Raw genomic sequence first — 13794 nt, 5'->3', positions numbered from 1 at the left:
CACCACCTGTACGCCACCGGAGTCCACACCCTCACCCCGAGGTTCGGACCCCACCGCCACGACAGACGGCCACGCCGCGCCCGAAAAGCCTGAATCACTCAGGCACACACAGAGTTCCAGAGACGCTAGTGCAGCTGAGGGCAGCCTGACCGCGGAGACGCGTGGGAGGGCGGCAAGCAGCCCTGACAAAGCCGGGACGCACTGGCACTGCCAGACGGTGCGGGTCCGGCAAGCGAGGATCCCGGCGTCGATGCCTCGGTGCTGTCCGAGTTCCGCGCGCGGCTGGTCGAGCACGAGCTGGAGGAGAAGGCGCTCGACCTTCTGCTGACCGCGCTCAAGGACCGGGGTGGTGGACCCGCTCCGACGCGCCGCGGCTCTTCGGCTCCTTCAGCACCGCGAGCTGCCATGTGCTCGGCCGGATCCCCGCACAGCGAGTACTCCCGCACAGATCAGGGCCCAGCCACCGGTCGATGTGCGCGCCCGGTGACCAGGCTGGCAGCTTGCGCACCCGCCGGTTCCGGGGCGAAATCGCGGCGCGCGGGTTTCTGCCCTCAGTGGCTCATGGCGTCGCGGGCCTTGTCCATCATGGCGGCGAAGGGGCCGGTCAGGGCCAGCGCGGCCGGCTTACCTGCGGCCGTCGGGTGGGGGTGGGAGGGTGCGAGGTCCTCGGCCTTGCGGAGCAGCTTGCCCATGTCCTGCCGCTGCTCGGCGGTGCACTGGTCCACGATCGCCGGGAACTCCTCCGTCTCCTCGTGCCCCGCGTGGTCGCTGACCGACTGCTCGAACTCGGCGATCGCGGTCGCGAACTCGGGACTCGCGACGTCCATGCCCTCCAGTTCCTTGAGGACCTTGGCGGCCTCCGCTTCCTCGGCGTTACGGGCCTCGGCCTCCTTCTCGCCCGCGGTCTTCTTCGCCACCGGCCGCAGGACCAGCTCCTCGGCCGCCTCGTGCACGGCCAGCAGCGCCCGCAGCTCGTCGAAAGCGTGCTGCTTGTCGGCCCCTTGTGCCTGCGTGACTTGCTCGAACAGGCCACGGATCCGCGCGTGCTGTTCCAGTAGCAGCGCCACGATGTCCCCGTGCGGCAACTGTGCTGCCGCCTTGCGCTCGGCTTCCGCCTTGGCTGAACTCATCATCGTCTCCTTCGGTCGCTCTCCGGTGCGCGTATCCCGTTCGACGGGCTCCAAACGGGGGTCACCGGTCGGTGGACAGGGCGCGCTGGGAGATCGAATCGGTGTTCTTCGCCCTGCGCTCCATCCTGATAGTCGCAGTGTCTCCCGCAGGCCATCCATCCGGCGACCAGAGGTACCGACTTGCCACCACCCCTCGCCCGTCGCTAGGGTCACGGGGCCCACATACCTGGTACCTGCTGGTCAGCGGCATGGCCCAACGCCCCTCGGCGACCACGCGCAGACCGTCGCCAATTCGCATCGGTTGCAACTGGCGGCGCTTGGAACATCGGTACAGCCGTCGGCGCTGAGATTGATCTTGGACGTCAGAGGACCCCGGGGGGCGTAATCGCGGGGGTCCTCTGACGTTCGGGTCAGGAAACGGTGGGCACGGCGCGGGTCAGCGGCTCCGCCTCCGTATAGGGCTGCGGGTAGCGCCTCAGGAAGCCGGGCGGCCTTGGGCGCGCAGTATGTGCACTTCAGGACGTCCGGGACGATGGGGATCCTCCGGCAGTACGCGACTCGCGCCTCCTGGCCAGCGGCTTTTCCACCGAGCGCGGATGACCTTCGGCGGGCTGACGGTGACTTTCCGTGATCGTCAGGCCGCCTGGAGGTAGGTGTCCTGGTGTGCCTGCTCGCGCTGGCAGCGGGCCAGATGGCGGGCGTGCTCGGCCCGCGCGTCGTACTTCCACGCGATGGGCTTGGCGGTGGTGTTGTAGCGGACAGCGAACTCGGTGATCTTGTTCTCGAGGTCCTCTTGTGAGGAGAAGTCCCCGCGCCGCGGCAGGCGCCGGGTCAGCACCGAGAACCACAGTTCGTCGGGTAGGACCGCTGCATTGCTGCAGCGGTCCCCCCTCAGACCCGAATCCGCAGATAGTGGCCGGTGGCCGGTCATGTCATGGTCTGTCTGGTCGTCAGGTCGTGTGGTGATGGGTGGGTAGGGGTGTGGCCCGACTGGCGCGTCGGGTGGGCGGCTTTCCAGGGCGGTGGGTGGTGGTTCGGGCCCGGTCGGGGCGGTGTTCAGGCGGATAGGACGCGCCGGTGAGCGCGGATGCGGGCCAACGCCTGGGCGATCAAGGTGTCGGCTGCCTGGGCGAAGTGGAGCTTTTGGCGGCGGGCGGTGATGGTCCAGCGGGCTGCGCGGCGGATCAGCAGGCGGCGCACGGTGGCGATCCGGCGCCGTGCCGCGCCGATGGGGGCGAGCATCTGCAGCCAGGCGGAGAGGTTGTAGGCCAGCAGCGCGCCCCACATCCACATGCTGTTGACGGCGTGGGATCCGGACGGCAGGTGGTTCAGGCCCGCGCCGTGCGCGGTGTCGCGGAACAGCTCCTCGATCTTGGTGCGCCGGCGGAACTCCCACTCCGCAGCCGCGATCTCCTCGTCCAGATCCAGGTCCTCGTTGGTGGCGATGAAGGAGTAGGCGTACGCGGTGTCCTCGATCCCGTCCAGGACCAGGGCGAGCTGGTCCTTGCCCACGGTCCGCGAGCGGCGCGAGCGCGGGTCCGCCGACAGCTGGTCGGCGTCATAGCGCACCCTGCGCGCGACCACCCTCGTGCCGTCCGGCCAGTCGGCCGGGGCGTAGCCCAGCGGCGCGACCTGCGCGTCAGGGTAATCGACCGCGCCGATCCAGTCGTCCTCGTGCACGGCGGCCACGGCCCGCCACAGGGCCTTGCCGCGCGGCACGCCGAGCCGGAACAGGCCACCGCGGGCCACGATCTTCTCCGCGACCTTCCCCGCGTAGTAGCCGGAATCGCCCTGGAACAGGATCCGCCCGGTGGCCCCGGCAGCGCGCACAGCGTCCAAAGCCCGGTCGATCTGGGCCGGGGAGTGGGTGCGGCCGTCCGAGCGGCCGTCGAGCAGGTCCGCGACCAGCACGGTGCCGGCCTGGGCCACGTGCGCTGCGTGCACCCGCCCGGCGATCTCGCCCTTGTAGGAGCGGATGACCTGTTCCTTGCGGGTGGAGAACACCTCGATGTCCTTGGCGTCCAGGTCGATCGTCACCGGTCCGGACAGGATCCGGGCCCGCTCGGCCACCGGGAGCGCGGCCAGCGCCCGCGCCGTGACCTGGCCGAGGCCCGCTCGACGCCCTCGCGCTGAGCCTGGTCGAACCGCGCGGCCAGGGTCGCGGCCGTCGTGGAGGGCGGGGCCGGCGCGGGCAGCAGTCCTTCGCCGACCGCATCCGCACGCAGCCGGTCGAACCCGACCAGGTGGTCCTCCCCGGTCAGCTGCACCGCCGCCAAGGCCAGCGCGAACTCGCCGCCCGACAGGCCCCGGTCGCGTTCCTTGACCGGACCGATCCCCCTGTCCAGCGCGGCGGTGATCCCCAGCACCTGGTCCAGCTCCGCGACCAGCAGCAAGCCGCCGTTCTCCGTCAGCGACCCGTCCGGCACACCCACCTGGGCGTTCAACCGGGTCCAGCGCCGACCAGGGGCGCGGGAGGCCGTCCGGCGGCGCGATATCGTCTTCACTTGGCAGGTGTCCTTCTGGGGAGAGCGATCAGGCGTAGAGAACCTAGATCATCTCAAACCAGCAGAGGCACCTGTCGTCGTATCAGCCGCCGAACCTGGCCACTACCTGCGGATTCGGGTCTGATGCTGGAGCGCGGTGTGACCGTCTCCTACGAGACGGTCCGCCGCTGGTGCCTGAAGTTCGGTCAGCAGTACGCCAACGCGCTGCGCCGCCGCCGGCCCCGGCCTGGGGACAAGTGGCATCTGGACCAGGTCTTCATCAAGATCAACGGGGAGCAGAAGTATCTGTGGCGGGCTGTCGACCAGGACGGGAAAGTGCTGGACATCCTGGTGCAGGACCGCCGGGACACCGCCGCGGCCAAGCGGTTCTTCCGCAGGCTGATGAAGAAGACGGGCGGGGTTCCGCGGGTGGTCGTCACGGACAAGCTGCGCTCCTACGGCGCGGCCCACCGTGAGGTCATGCCCTCCGTGGAGCACCGCTCCCACAAGGGATTGAACAACCGGGCCGAGAACAGCCACCAGCCCACCAGGCAACGCGAACGGGCCATGAAGGGCTTCCGCAGCGTGGGCGGGGCCCAACGGTTCCTGTCCGCGTTCAGCGGCATCTCACCCCACTTCCGGCCCCACCGCCACCTGATGACAGCCACCCAACACCGCGCCGAGATGACCGTCCGCTTCGCCATCTGGGAGCAGATCACCGGCGTCACCGGCCGGCCCACCGCGGCCTGAGCCCAGGCCGGCAACCCGGCCCCACCACGCCACGACGCACCGTCAGACACCCACACACCCAACAACGTGACAACGCCTCGCGCAGTTCTGCGTGAGTTACCCAGTTCAGGCGCACCATGTGATCGAAATCGGTACGCCTCACGTTGAGACGGGTTGCCGCCTGGTTCGGCCCGAGGGGGCTGAGCGCGGCGACCAGTCGGCCAGGTCCGGCCGCGCGCCGACCTGGTCGACCTGGTCGGGGTTGAGCAGCGACCCGCCGTGGTTCCCCGACAGCTCGGTGAGCAGATCGCGGTCGATCAGCCTACGGACGACGAAGCTGGTCACCGTGGCCGCCTCGTCCGGCACGTTCGGCGTGCCCAGGGCGATGGCGAGCCGGTCGGCGGCGGCGCTCCCTGCGATCGGCTCGCGGGGCATGGACGCGGTGATCGCGGCGGGGTCCATCGCCTCCACCGCCGCCCTCGACCACTGCCAGGCCGAGGCATCCGACGCCGGGACGACGCCGGCGTGGACGGCCCAGCGCCAGCTGCTGATGGGGACGCGGAGCCGCCCGGCGGCCTGGCTCTCGCTGTACTCGGTGCGCGGTGTACGTGACGCCATGGTGATTTCCTCTCATCTCACTGGCCGCTCTGGCCACAACATAACGTGACAGAAGTCATGAATACATGTCAAGAAGCTTTCAAAATAGGCAAGTTGGTCACATAACCCCCTACTGCGCGCACGTGTACGCGAGGAAAATTCACCCGCCAGACGGCCTCGGCAACGAGCGGAACGGCGGGCTGGGTGCAGGTACGAACAGGGCCCTGCGGTCGTGAGACCAGCCGGGCCCGGAGTATCCGAACGGCTATGACCAGCGCATCCCGAGCGCGTCCAGCGCCTCGACCCGCTCGGTTGCCAGAGCGCCCCGCCTCGCCCGGGCGTTGGCGATCGCCACACCCAGCCTCACGACCTGTTCACCGACCGTCTCGGCGTGCCGTCGCGGGACGTTCAAGTGGCCCTCGCGCTGCTGGAACTGGCGCGCGGCGGCGAGGTTGAGCTCCCACTTCCCGGCGTGACTCAAGGCGGGCTTGGTCTTGGGCCGGTCGGCCACTGCGGCCGGGGCGATACCCAGGACGCTGCTCAGCAGCCACTTCTGGACGACACCGAGCTGGCCCCAGGCGTTCTGCTGATCGGTGATCCAGCGGCCGAGGTCCTCACCCTGGATGACCAGCCGGCCGACCGAGTGCCCGGTGAGGGTGCCGCCGTCCTGGAGGTGGCGGCGGGCGAGGTGGAAGGCGCGCTGCCAGTCCACCGGCCAGGCCGGGCACCAGGCCGGGTCGATTTGCTCCAGCGCCTCGCGGCGCTGCGCGGTCAGGGCGCCAGCGGGCCCGTCGGCCGCTCCAATGGAGGACGTGCCGGTCGGAGCGCGGTCTGCGGCCCGGGCCGCGGCACGCTGATTCTTCAACCATCGCCCAATGGGAAAACCGTCGCCGGTGACGGCGTCGATGCGCGGGAGCAGATGGCCGGAGGTGGCGGCCCAGGCACGGCAGGCGGTCAGTCCGTCCTCGAAGGCAGCGTCGAACTGGCTCCACACCATGTCGGCTGTGTCGAGTTCCTGGATCCGCTCCGTGGCGAGGCGGCCCGCTCGGCGGGCCCGGCGCTGTTCGGCGATCCAGGTGCCCAGCGGGAACCCGTCGCCGGGGTTGCCGTCGGCCGGGGCGGGCGTGCGGTAGTCGTGGGGCACGCGCAGGTCGCCGTGGGCGGCGCGGTAGGCCAGGGCCTCTTGAAGGCCGCGACGCCAGGCGTACTTCTCGGGTTGCAGCACCCGCAGGGCGATGAATCGGGAGATGAGTCCGGTGGTGCGGGGTGTGCCGAACTGCAGCAGCCCCTCCCCCGTTCCGTCCGGCTCATCACCGGTGCCGTCCTCGTCGACGGCGTCGTCGGAGCGGAGTGTGTCCGGGACGGAAGGGTCGCCGTCCAGGCCGGAAGCGGCGGTCTCCGAGGGTGCTGACGGGTTCAGGGCGGAGGCGGCCAGGGCCTCCAGGGCCTTGGCGTCGTGGGCACGCAGGGCCTCCAGCAGGCGGGCGAGGTCGTCGTAGGCCGGGGAGGTCAGCATCTGGTCGGCGCTCTCGCCGGGGCCGAGCATCACCGGCACCAGGATCGTGGCCACCTTCCCGTCGCCGGGGCGCATGCGCAGCGCCCGTCCCAGCGCCTGCACGATGTCGGGCATCCCGCCGACGACGTCGGCGAAATACACCGCGTCGCACCAGGTGTCCACGCCCACACCCAAGACCTTCACCGAGCTGAGCACCGACAGCCCGACGGGGATGCCGGCGTCGGTCACGCCGGCGTGGTGGTCGTCGAGGACTTGTTTGCGCTGCTCGGGCGGGTGCTCGCCGTGCAGCCAGCGGGCCGCCAGGCCCTGCGGCAGCGTGTAGCTGGGGTCGGCGGCCGCCAACTGCCGGGCGGCCGCGGGAAGGCCCTCGGAGAAGGCCTTCGCCTCTGCTACCCGGCCGTGGAAGGTCAGGGGCTGGGAGAGCTTGTAGTCGGCGGCGGTCCGCAGCATGGCGGCCTGCAGCGCGGCCAGCCGCAGGCCGCGCACCCGCTCCGAGCGCGGGCTCTCCCCGCTGGCGAGCGCCGCCTGGTAGGCCGGGTCGGACACCTCGACGCACACGATGCGGTAGGGGGCGACGATGCCCTGGTCCACCGCGTCCCCGAGGAACAGTTCGAAAACGGGCTTCCCGAACAATTCGTGATCATCCATGCTTGCGATCAGCCGGACCCCGGACCGTCCCGAACCTCCCTGCCAGCCCCGTGCCGCATCCGGCCCGGAGTCGTCGCGAGCCCCGGCCAGTTCCCACATGCGCGGGGTCGCGGTCATCGCCAGGCGCCGGTCAGCCGGAATCCTGGTGTTGTCCAGGACTGCCGCCCAGGGCTTCCCGGCCGCCCCGGACAACCGGTGTGCCTCGTCCTCGACGATCAGCGACCACGCCGGAAGGCCGGCCTCGTGGACGCGCTGCAGTGTGCCCAGGCCGACCGAGGCGTAGGTCGCGAAGACCGTCACCCGGGGCAGGTGCGCGGTGAGGGCGACCAGCTCGTCCGGGTCGGTGGTGCAGGGAAGGTCCTCGGTCGACCGCAGGGAGCTCAGCCCGTACATGGGGTGATCGTGTCCGGCGGCCCGCCAGTCGGCGGCGAGTTGCGCGAGCAGGTCCAGGTTCGGGGCCAGCACCAGGATCCGCGGCAGGTCCTGCTGATGGGCGATGATCACCCCCATCAACGTCTTGCCGGAGCCGGTGGCCGAGTTGACCATCACGCGCAGGCCCTGCGGTGGCATGACCTGGCCGGGGCCGAGGGTCAGGCCTGCGGTGGCGGCGTTGGCTGCCAGCATCTGGTGAGGCCGCGGCGTCATCTTGAGCGCGGGCATCTCTGGCATGGCACTCCTGTTCCAGACGGTCCGCACAGGTTCCCTCGCGGACGATAACGGCGTGCGGTCGGGCCGCGCAGCCGGACTCACGAACGAGGGACAGCAGCCCGGGCTCAGGCGGGGGCGGTGGTCAGGGATAAATCACTGCTCGGTGGTGTCGTCGGCCAGCAGCCGCTGAAACTGAGGGCAATCGACGACGTGCCACTCCCGCACGAGCACCTTGTCTTCGACAATGGCTACTTCCGCGTGCCAGAGCAGGCAGTCGTAGCACGCGAAGATCTCGTACGGCGTTCCGTTGTCGTCGAAAGCTCGCAGGTCGATGGATCCGATGGGCGCGGACAGGTTGACGTTGGGCTTGCGCTGCTCGGCGGCGCTCAATGCAGCTGCTCGGTGGTGCGGTATTGGACTGGCCGGTCCTGGATCTTGGTCAGCAGCCCGGCGTCGGCCAGGTCACGGTAGATGCGGCGGACGTATTTCTCGGTGGGGTCGAATCCGGTGTCGCGGAGGATCGTCATGCCGCGCGCCGGGTCCCAGATGCCGCCGAGCGCGCGAATCGAGCTCTCCAGCCTGCCCTGCTGGGTGGGAGTGTTGGCCATGGTCGGTGTCCTCACTCCCCGGCGATGATGGCGGCGATGGCGGCGAGCTTCTCTGCGTCGCCCTTGGTGTTCAGGCGGCGGAGGGCGTTCTCGGCTCGACGGAAGTTGTCGCCGCGTACGGCCTCGACGACGTCGGCGGCGGCGGTGCCGAGCTGGTAGAGGACGACCTCGTTCTCCTGGTAGGAGGGGAGTTCGGCGGGAAGGTGACCAAGGCCGAGGCCGGCCAGGCGGCGACTGATGTCGTTGCGGACGTTGATGCCGAGGCGTCCGGCCTGCTGGAGCTCGCGGAGGGTGGCCATGTAGATGCGGAGGACGCCGCCGTTGTGTTCGACGGCGTGTCGGAGGTCGTCCCAGGTGGTGCCGTTGAAGGTGTAGGGCTCGGCTGCGGTGGCAGACAACTCGTGATCCCTTCCAAAGGTTAGAGTCAAGAAAAAGTACGAGGATAAAGATATCCTTGAACTTGTCCCGGCGTCTATTCCCTGAGGCGTGCAACTCCGGGGGAACTCACCACCGTTACCCCGCCCGTTCAGTCCCGATCGGCCGCGCGGATGCTGGCCTCCAGCGCCGCCATCAAGTCCACCGCTGGCACCGGTTCCGGCGGCACCTCCACGCCCTGGCCTACCCGGCCTTGGTGAGTGTCTGAGGTGTCCCCTCGGCGGTGCTGGGCCGCATACCGAGGATGTGCGCGACCACGTCCGGGGAGACGGCTTCACCGACAGCGTCGTCGACGGTGGCCACGACCATCGCGACGGCGTAAGCGGGCCACGGCCGCGAGTCCCGCAGGACGGCGCCCGGCGCGTGCGGGTCGTGGTCCTCGATGAGAGCGAACATGCGGACCGCCGACGTCCGGGCGGGTTCCGCCGACCCCAGCGGCGGGCGTTGGCCTGGAACCGGGTCGTCCACGATCCGTCGGCTGCTCGCGGTGCGGCTCATGGGCCGAGATCCTTTCTTTCACCGCGGCAGGGCTTGGCGGATGATCAGTCAGTGGTCTTCCAGCCGCGGATTTCCAGATGGCTCAGGACCGCATCCGGGCGGAGGCGGCCGGTCTCGATCAACCAGTTCTTCACTGCGGCGGCCACATCGCCGCCAGCGGCGTCGACCCGGTCCTTCCACTCGCGGGCGTCGAATCCGCCGGGGCCCTGGCCTGCCCCCAGGCTCTTGCCGTAGGCGCGTTCTTCCGTGCCGTCCTTGCGCTGCACCACGCCCCGGCGCAGGCCTGGTGAGTCGTCGCGGCGGCCGGAGTCGATGAGGAACGCGCTCTTCTTGGCCCGGACGGTGAAGGCGATGTTGCCGCCGACGGCGGCGGTGCGTTCGATGACCGGGCGCAGGCGCGAGGCGCCGGAGGCGATGTGCTGTTTGGCGGCGCGGGCCATGGAGGAGTGGCCGGGGGTCTCTACGACGTCTTTCTTGCGGACGGCGGCTTTGCGGGGCTTGGTCTCGCCGGGCCGGGGCCGGCGGGTGCGGGGGGTGATGGACGGGGCGGCGATCCGCTTGAGTTCGTCGATCCGGGAGGCGGCGCCGGCCTGGACTTCCTGGACGACAGCGCGCAGTGCGTCGACGAAGGCGGCGCCTTTGTTCTTGGTGAAGAACTGGGAGACCAGGCTGCTGTCGCGGCCGATGATGTCGGCGACCTGCTTTTTGGTGTATCCGGCGTTGATGAGTTCCTGGGTGAGGCGGGCTGCTTCGTTCTGCGGTGGGCGGCCGCCGCGACGGCTGCGGCGGCGTGGTGTGGTGCGTTTGCGGGGGGTCACTGGATGGCCTCCTGCTGCTCGGCGAGGTGGGCGCGGCCGAGAGACTTAAGCGTCATCAGTTCGGTCAGTGTGGTGGGCGCGGTGACCGGGAAGGGCAGGTGGCCTTTGAGCAGGTAGTCGCCGGGTTGGCCGTGGTAGGGCCAGGTGACGTCGGCGGTGGTGTAGATGGCGTCGGTGCGGAAGGCGACGATGCTGTTGGGCGGCAGGTGCAGGGCGCCGACGGAGACGTTGTCCTCGCGCATCCGCATGGACAGCAGTCCGGCCCGGGCTCCGGACCACACTCCGGCGGCCCATTCGGGGTGGGCGTAGGGGTCGGGGGTGAACGTTGTGCGCTCCCAGGTGATGGTCTCCCCGTCGTTGGCGATGATCACGGCTCCGGCTGGTACGCGGTGTTCCTCACCGACCGGCACGGTGCCGGTGTTGATGCGGGGGCGTTGGGCGAAGGCGCCGACGCCGTACAGCAGGATGGAGCGCACCGCGCGGGCAGCCAGGTGGGAGGCGGTGCGTTCGCGTTCGTCGGCGTGCATCGAAGCCCGCGTGGTGAGCTTGTTCCAGGCGTCCTTGAGTTTGTCGGCCCACTCGCGCAGCGGGGAGCTGGACTCCCACATCAGGCCGTCCAGGATCTCGATCCGCCAGGGCGCCAGGTGATTGCGCAGCGCGAGGTTGACCTCCGCTCCCCCGGCCCAGGTGGTGAAGGTGCGGCCCGGCTGGTTCGGGTAGGTCCAGGCGGCTTCGCCGGTGACCGGTGCGGGCAGCAGTCCGACGTGGTTCCAGCCGTCGGAGACGGTGACCCGGATCTGCCAGTGCGAGGGCCGGTACAGGGCGTTGATCTGCTCCTTCTCGCTCCAGCTGGCGAAGGTGGCGGCGCTTACGCGCTGCGGTACGCCGACCGCGCCGATCCAGGTGTGCTTGCCGTAGGCGAAGGTGCGGTCCAGCTCGGTGACCTGGGGCAGCTGTTCCGGGACCTGGGGCGGCAGGAACAGTTCAGTGCGTCCTTGTCCGGCGGTGGCGTGCAGCAGGCCCCGGATCTCGCTCGACATCACCGGGTAGCCATCGGCCCACTTCGCGCCGGTCTTCGTCGGGATCGTGCGGGACCACAGGTCGCGGCCGGTGCGGGCCGGGGAGCCCATGAGGACGACGTCGGACCAGTGCTCGTGCAGGGCCTTCCACAGCAGCACGAAGGCGTCCCGCACCGTGACCGGGTCGGCGCCCTCGGGCTCGAACCAGGCCCCGATCGGGCACAGTTCCAGGTGCCGGGACCCGTGCTGCCACCGGCCGATGGGCAGCCGCTCGTGCAGCAGGTGACCGGCGAGCCGGTCCTTGCCCTTGGCCTGCCCCTTCCCGGAGGCCACCGCCCAGCCGGGGACGGGAGCGTTGAGCCAGTCAGCCACCGCGTCCTTGAGATGCGGGAACCGGTCGGCGTCACGGTGCCAGGGGTCGCCCGCGGTGATGTAGATCCGCTCCACGGACTCCGGCAGCACCGCCGCGACGGCGGTGAGGATGTCGGCGGCGGAGCGCGAGCCGAGGTCGATCCGGCCGGTGGTGCCCTTGTGGACCAGCATCCCGCTCTCCACGTCCAGGAACGCGGTGTCCCACACCTGCTGGGTGTACGTCGGGCGACGGGACACCAGATCCTTGGCCGCCACCATCCACGCGTCGCCCCGCTCCCCCACCGGGATCGACGGCAACTCCCGGGATACTCCCTCAGGTGCCGCAGTCACCGGCGGTGCGGCGGCCTGGTTCGGAGCGGCGACAGGTTCCCCCGCCTGCTCCTCCTGGATGTCCTCGCCCTTGCCGTCTTCCTCGGTGGGTGCCGCAGCGGTCGGGGCAGGTTCGTGGTCGGGGCGGCGCAGGTCGGGGGCGGGCGCACCGGGAACCGGCTCCGCTGACGGGACGGTCGGGGCGGATTGTGCTGCTGCGGCCACGTCAGGGCCCAGGGCGGCCACCAGCGCGGTTACCTCAACGATGCTCATCCCGGCGGCCGGGGCGATCCGGTCGGACTTGGCCTTGCCGTACGCACCGAGCGCGATGACCCGCTTGTCCCGGTCGGCCTCCAGCTTCTGCAGCTCCCGCTGCAGCTTCTCCAGGTCCCTGCGCACGGCCTTGATGTCGTCTCTTACGCCGCGCAGTTCGGTCAGACCGGTGTTGTAGGCATTGGTATCCATCACAGCTCCTTCTGGCCGGGGGCATTGCCTCGCGCGGCGGTGCCGGTGGGGACGTAGGCGATGGGGCCGCCGGAGACCGAGGGCAGTCGGGTCCCCAGCAGCATGGGGGTGTATGTCAGGCCCTCGGTGTCCGACGGGTCCGGGACGGTGGCGTTGACCGGGTGGCAGAGTTCGGTGATGTAGCCGGGCAGGCGGGCGTGAGGGAAGGAGTGGCGGGCGTATCGACCTCCGTTGTCGCTGACGGGGTTGCCCAGGGTGGTCAGCACGGCGACGACGAAGCCGCCGAGGGTGATCGGCAGGATCTTGGAGGCGGCTACCCGGTTCGGGTCGCAGCGCCACGAGCCGCGCAGCGCCAGCAGTAGCTGGGTGTGGTTCAGGGCCGTACCGAAGCCGATCCACTGCCGGTCGTCGTCGTCGACCTGCTCGGCAACGTCCACCCGCAGGACTGGAATTTCAGGTCCGGGCAGCGCGGCCAGCGGGGCGAGTGGGCGGCTGGCCATGGCCTGGGCCGTTTCCAGTGGAAACACCTGCCGGCCGCTGGTTCCCGCTCCGATGATTAGTCCGGAGGCGAGAAACCGCTCCACGGTCGGGATGGACACTCCTATGAGAGTGGCGGCCTGGCCCGTCGTGAGGTACATCCTCGCCCTTTCCTGAATGCGACTTGAGTTAGATCAACTAGCATTAGCCTAGGGGTGGACCAGGCCTCAGTCAATGCGATCGGAACTATCTCCATCAGCATTCAGGGCGGCTGGTCGCGGTGCGGAATCGAGGTCGCGATCGACTGCGACGCGGGCGTGAACGCTGTGTGCAGCCCGGAGAGTTCGCAGCTCGCGCCGCTGTTGTTCGTCGCGGGCGAGTAGGCGCTGGCGGGACAGCCAGCGAGAAGCCAGGAGTGGGTGCTGGCTCCAGCCGTGCAGGATGTCTTCCGCCGTGTGTGTTGCCGCTTTGAGCTGGTCGTCTGGGTGTCGGTGCACGAGACGGTGATGATCGCGCTGGGCCCGGCTGAGTTCGGGGACGGCGCGACGGCCTCGATGTCGTCGTGGGGCGTGAGTGGATGGACCCATCGTGCTGGGGCGAGGTGGCGCACGAGGGTGGGCCAGGTGAGGTCGTGCCTGCATCAGGTCCACGGCGGGCTGTGGCTCGGGAGGCTCTGCCCATCCCAAGCCTTCGAGCTTCGCCGTCACCACCTGTTCGAGCGCCGCTCCGTACTCGTCATGCAGATCCGCGATGTCCACGCCGGTCAGCTGCTCGATCAGCACCTCGGCGAGTCCAACTCCCGTCCGGTCGCCGGGGCGATCGAGGCGGGCTCAGGCCTCGCGTAGCGGTGTGGTCATATCGTCCATTTTGGTCGAGGGGGAATTGCACTACGCGGCTCGGTCGGTGTGCGCGTTGCTAACGACGTCGTGCGCGGTAGCTGAGACCCCGGTCTGAGCATGCAAACGGCCGTGCGAGACGATCATGATTGTGACGTCAAGAGGGGCCCGCACGGCCTTGAGCCATCGTATCTGCACCGGGATCC

15 protein-coding genes and 2 pseudogenes are annotated in these 13794 nt (G+C 69.8%); 3 read left to right on the top strand and 14 right to left on the bottom strand.

The genetic code is table 11. The features are described from left to right. Positions 1–349 precede the first annotated feature (349 nt). From FCI23_RS64410 to FCI23_RS57695, 5 genes and pseudogenes are all read right to left on the bottom strand, one after another. A pseudogene (locus FCI23_RS64410) lies at positions 350–502 on the bottom strand (oxidoreductase); the annotation flags it as partial. A gap of 49 nt (positions 503–551) precedes the next feature. Further along, positions 552–1133 carry a hemerythrin domain-containing protein gene (locus tag FCI23_RS50340; protein ID WP_246144825.1) on the bottom strand — a complete coding sequence of 194 codons (582 nt, stop codon included), beginning with the start codon at positions 1131–1133 and terminating at the stop codon, positions 552–554. A gap of 631 nt (positions 1134–1764) precedes the next feature. Beyond that, positions 1765–1968 (bottom strand): hypothetical protein, encoded by a 204-nt coding sequence (locus FCI23_RS50335; protein ID WP_136730674.1) that lies wholly within the window; start codon positions 1966–1968, stop codon positions 1765–1767. 218 nt (positions 1969–2186) lie between these two features. After that, positions 2187–3167 (bottom strand): transposase, encoded by a 981-nt coding sequence (locus tag FCI23_RS50330; protein WP_169317375.1) that lies wholly within the window; start codon positions 3165–3167, stop codon positions 2187–2189. Beyond that, positions 3164–3634, bottom strand: a complete 471-nt coding sequence (locus tag FCI23_RS57695; RefSeq protein WP_169317374.1) for a hypothetical protein — start codon at positions 3632–3634, stop codon at positions 3164–3166. Before FCI23_RS57695 ends, FCI23_RS50330 begins: the two co-directional genes overlap by 4 nt. Positions 3635–3754: 120 nt before the next feature. On the opposite strand from FCI23_RS57695, the pseudogene FCI23_RS50325 reads away from it, so the two are divergent. Continuing rightward, positions 3755–4363 (top strand): annotated as a pseudogene (locus FCI23_RS50325) (IS6 family transposase); the annotation flags it as partial. A gap of 138 nt (positions 4364–4501) precedes the next feature. Here the strand turns inward: FCI23_RS50325 and FCI23_RS50320 are convergent. The 9 genes from FCI23_RS50320 to FCI23_RS61690 form a co-directional block, all read right to left on the bottom strand. Next, the gene (locus FCI23_RS50320; protein ID WP_136730672.1) at positions 4502–4960 is read right to left on the bottom strand and encodes a hypothetical protein; all 459 of its coding nucleotides are present in this window, start codon (positions 4958–4960) and stop codon (positions 4502–4504) included. 244 nt (positions 4961–5204) lie between these two features. Then, on the bottom strand, positions 5205–7772 hold the full coding sequence (locus tag FCI23_RS50315) for a Helicase associated domain protein (protein ID WP_322974035.1): 2568 nt from the start codon (positions 7770–7772) through the stop codon (positions 5205–5207). Between the two features lie 132 nt (positions 7773–7904). After that, positions 7905–8141 carry a hypothetical protein gene (locus FCI23_RS50310; protein WP_136730671.1) on the bottom strand — a complete coding sequence of 79 codons (237 nt, stop codon included), beginning with the start codon at positions 8139–8141 and terminating at the stop codon, positions 7905–7907. Continuing rightward, a complete protein-coding gene (locus tag FCI23_RS50305) occupies positions 8138–8359 on the bottom strand; it encodes a hypothetical protein (protein ID WP_246144824.1) in 222 nt (73 codons plus the stop codon). Before FCI23_RS50305 ends, FCI23_RS50310 begins: the two co-directional genes overlap by 4 nt. An 11-nt stretch (positions 8360–8370) precedes the next feature. Next, positions 8371–8757 carry a hypothetical protein gene (locus FCI23_RS50300; protein WP_136730670.1) on the bottom strand — a complete coding sequence of 129 codons (387 nt, stop codon included), beginning with the start codon at positions 8755–8757 and terminating at the stop codon, positions 8371–8373. 220 nt (positions 8758–8977) lie between these two features. After that, complete coding sequence (locus FCI23_RS57690; protein WP_169317373.1) at positions 8978–9292, bottom strand: hypothetical protein; 315 nt, start codon at positions 9290–9292, stop codon at positions 8978–8980. 44 nt (positions 9293–9336) lie between these two features. Then, positions 9337–10110: a hypothetical protein gene (locus FCI23_RS50295; RefSeq protein WP_136730669.1), complete on the bottom strand. Its 774-nt coding sequence runs from the start codon at positions 10108–10110 to the stop codon at positions 9337–9339. Further along, a complete protein-coding gene (locus FCI23_RS58885) occupies positions 10107–12275 on the bottom strand; it encodes a P1/P2 acidic ribosomal protein (RefSeq protein WP_136730668.1) in 2169 nt (722 codons plus the stop codon). The genes FCI23_RS50295 and FCI23_RS58885 overlap by 4 nt, the downstream gene beginning before the upstream one ends. Then, entirely contained in the window at positions 12275–12913 is a 639-nt protein-coding gene (locus FCI23_RS61690; protein ID WP_246144823.1) for a helix-turn-helix domain-containing protein, read from the bottom strand. Before FCI23_RS61690 ends, FCI23_RS58885 begins: the two co-directional genes overlap by 1 nt. 54 nt (positions 12914–12967) lie before the next feature. Here FCI23_RS61690 and FCI23_RS57680 point away from each other — a divergent pair, with 54 nt between their 5' ends. Continuing rightward, positions 12968–13135, top strand: coding sequence for a hypothetical protein (locus tag FCI23_RS57680; protein WP_169317372.1), 168 nt, complete (start codon positions 12968–12970; stop codon positions 13133–13135). 36 nt (positions 13136–13171) lie between these two features. Then, positions 13172–13597: a hypothetical protein gene (locus FCI23_RS50280; RefSeq protein WP_136730667.1), complete on the top strand. Its 426-nt coding sequence runs from the start codon at positions 13172–13174 to the stop codon at positions 13595–13597. The last annotated feature ends 197 nt before the right edge of the window (positions 13598–13794 follow it).

Origin of the sequence: Actinacidiphila oryziradicis, assembly GCF_005047355.1 — a bacterium.
Classification (GTDB): domain Bacteria; phylum Actinomycetota; class Actinomycetes; order Streptomycetales; family Streptomycetaceae; genus Actinacidiphila; species Actinacidiphila oryziradicis.
The sequence above is the reverse complement of the archived record's forward strand: the minus strand, read 5'-3'. Positions and strand labels throughout refer to the sequence as shown.

Excerpts from the sequence above, each read along its gene's own strand:
- FCI23_RS50340 (WP_246144825.1), bottom strand. The coding sequence starts at position 1,133 with ATGATGAGTTCAGCCAAGGCGGAAGCCGAGCGCAAGGCGGCAGCACAG.
- FCI23_RS50320 (WP_136730672.1), bottom strand. The coding sequence starts at position 4,960 with ATGGCGTCACGTACACCGCGCACCGAGTACAGCGAGAGCCAGGCCGCC.
- FCI23_RS50315 (WP_322974035.1), bottom strand. The coding sequence starts at position 7,772 with ATGCCAGAGATGCCCGCGCTCAAGATGACGCCGCGGCCTCACCAGATG.
- FCI23_RS50305 (WP_246144824.1), bottom strand. The coding sequence starts at position 8,359 with ATGGCCAACACTCCCACCCAGCAGGGCAGGCTGGAGAGCTCGATTCGC.
- FCI23_RS57690 (WP_169317373.1), bottom strand. The coding sequence starts at position 9,292 with ATGAGCCGCACCGCGAGCAGCCGACGGATCGTGGACGACCCGGTTCCA.
- FCI23_RS58885 (WP_136730668.1), bottom strand. The coding sequence starts at position 12,275 with ATGGATACCAATGCCTACAACACCGGTCTGACCGAACTGCGCGGCGTA.
- FCI23_RS61690 (WP_246144823.1), bottom strand. The coding sequence starts at position 12,913 with ATGTACCTCACGACGGGCCAGGCCGCCACTCTCATAGGAGTGTCCATC.